Here is a 1,773-nt window from a genome sequence, read left to right on the forward strand (position 1 = left end):
GCGAAGCTGTCGGCCAGCGTCTCGATGCGGCGCAGCAGGGTGAGGTCGGTCTTGCAGTTCGGGCACTGCAGCGCGGTGGACGGCACGTCTTCGAGGGGGCAGACCGGGCACTTCGTGGTGGCGTTCATTGCGGCTCCTGCGAAGAATGTTTATTGGGCGCGGCTCTGGCCCCTGCGTTTCGTGGAGCGAATCACGGGTTCTTGCCAGTTTTGGGGACTGCCCTGCGCTCTGGCGCTCGCTTTTTTGGGGGGGCGCGCACGTTTTGATCCCCGATTCAGGGATCGCAGTTCGAAATGATCCCTGCGTCAGGGATCATGTCTCGGGTTGATCCCCGATTCTGGGATCAGACGTTTCGAGAGGGCAGGGGAGCGGGGGGCGTCTCTCTCTCGTCGCCGCGGGTGGGGGTCTCCCGCGAGCGACTCGTCACCACGCGGGAGCAGAGCGGGGGACCCTCGGCCGCGAGTCTCGCAGAGCAGAGCGGAACGCCCCCAACCGCATCCGAGCCCCGCAGGCCAGTCTGACCAACACACCGTGCCCCGCGTTCGAGTTCACGCGGCCGGCGGCGTATCCCGCTCGAGGGCATCGACGCGTGCTGCGAGCCCTCGTACTTCGATCTTGAGGGCATTCACATCTTCGACGTAGCCGTATATCGCGGTTCCCACGTTCTCGCGATGGCGGTTCAGGTCGTCAGCCACCCTGGCCATGCTCTGATCGAGGGTGTGCTCGTGGCGCAGGAGTGTCTGGCCGGTAACCGTCGCGGCCGAGTGGAGGTGCGCCAGGGATTGCGTGGCGTTAGCAGCACCTGCTTGCAGTCTGCTGGTTGCCGATTGCAGGTCGGCAATCGCCGCTTGCATATCCGCCATCGCCCCTTGCTGCTGCGCACCAGCCCCCTGTAATTCTTCGATCGCCGCTTGCTGCTGCGCAAGCGAGGCCCGCATCTCTTCGCGATGCCCACGCAGGTCGGCACGCAAGGTGTCGAAGTGCTTCTGTGTTTCGGTGGCCATCTGGTCGAGGGCTTTCTTGAGCTTTTCCATGTCGTGAACGCCTCCGCATGTTGACTTGGGGCTGAGCCCCATCGCAAGCGTACCTCGCTCATGTTAACGCATCGTTGCCAGCAGGTAAACCCTTTAGAAACGCGATGTGAACATCGCTCGATCACAGACGCCCGCGCAATGTTTCCCACGGCCCCGTTGCCGCATATGTCGCCCCTGCCCCCGCAGCCATTGTTTCCGCCCCCGCAGCCTCGCGATGCACTGAGGCAGACCAGGGCGCTCTGCACGAGGCTCGCCCAGGCGAAGGCAGTGCGCGAAGGTGGCATCAGGTGCCCTGTCCGAAGGCTCGGTCCTACGGAGTTCGTGGGGGTTCGTTGGGTGGCGACCCCGGAAGTCTTGTCAGGGGTTCGTTTGTTTTGAGGACGAATCGGGGTGGGCTGTGGGGCGACGCGCCAGGTGCTGGGGCTATCGGGCGTGGTGTGGGTGGCGTCGTATGGTGTTGTGCGATTTTCCGCGCGGAAATAGATGGCGTCAGTCTTTTCCGGCGTCGTACAGCGGGCGTTGTGACAGCCCTGGCTGTCACGTGACACCTCCAGCTGTCACACCGCGGCGATGTGACGGCCCTGGCTGTCACGTGACACCGCCAGCTGTCACATCATGCTTGACTTGGGTCGCAGGCCACGCAGCGGCCTTTGCCCCGAGCTTATCCTCGATTTCACCTCGCCCCCTCGCCCTCGTCCCCGTCCCCGTCCTCGAAAGAAACATCCGATTGGCGAGGGTC

At 64.1% G+C, this 1,773-nt stretch carries 1 protein-coding gene; it reads right to left on the reverse strand.

Going from position 1 to position 1,773, the window contains the following annotated elements; all coding sequences use genetic code 11:
- Positions 1-548: 548 nt before the first annotated feature.
- Entirely contained in the window at positions 549-1,034 is a 486-nt protein-coding gene (locus tag EB084_24760; protein NDD31476.1) for a hypothetical protein, read from the reverse strand.
- Positions 1,035-1,773 lie beyond the last annotated feature (739 nt).

Source organism: Pseudomonadota bacterium (genome assembly GCA_010028905.1).
Classification (GTDB): Bacteria; Vulcanimicrobiota; Xenobia; order RGZZ01; family RGZZ01; genus RGZZ01.